The following is a 448-nucleotide window of genomic DNA, read 5'->3' on the forward strand; positions in this document are numbered from 1 at the left end:
AGCCTGAACCTCGAACTCCGGCTCCGGCAACGCCTTACGATCCAGCTTGCCGTTGACGTTCAACGGCAACGCATCCAGCACCACGAACGCCGACGGCACCATGTACGACGGCAAACCAGCCGACAGCAAAGACTTCACCGCGGCCACATCGATACCGGCGTCGATATCACTCGGTACCAGGTAGGCGACGAGCTGATCACCGGTCTTCGGAACCGACTTCGCGATCACCGCCGCCTGCGAGACCTGCCGCAAGGCCAACAATGCGGCCTCGATTTCGCCCAGCTCGATCCGGAATCCACGAATCTTCACCTGGAAGTCCGTACGACCCCGATACTCCAGCTCACCATCGGCATTCCAAGCCACCAGGTCACCGGTGCGATACATCCGCGCACCCGGCTCGAACGGATTCGCCACAAAACGATCCGCCGTCAAATCCGCACGACCGAAG

At 61.2% G+C, this 448-nt stretch carries 1 protein-coding gene; it reads right to left on the bottom strand.

Going from position 1 to position 448, the window contains the following annotated elements:
• Positions 1-448 (bottom strand): AMP-binding enzyme (locus IU459_RS37640; RefSeq protein ID WP_195134322.1); only part of this gene is annotated, 448 nt, incomplete at both ends.

Source organism: Nocardia amamiensis (assembly GCF_015477605.1).
GTDB classification, from domain to species: domain Bacteria; phylum Actinomycetota; class Actinomycetes; order Mycobacteriales; family Mycobacteriaceae; genus Nocardia; species Nocardia amamiensis_A.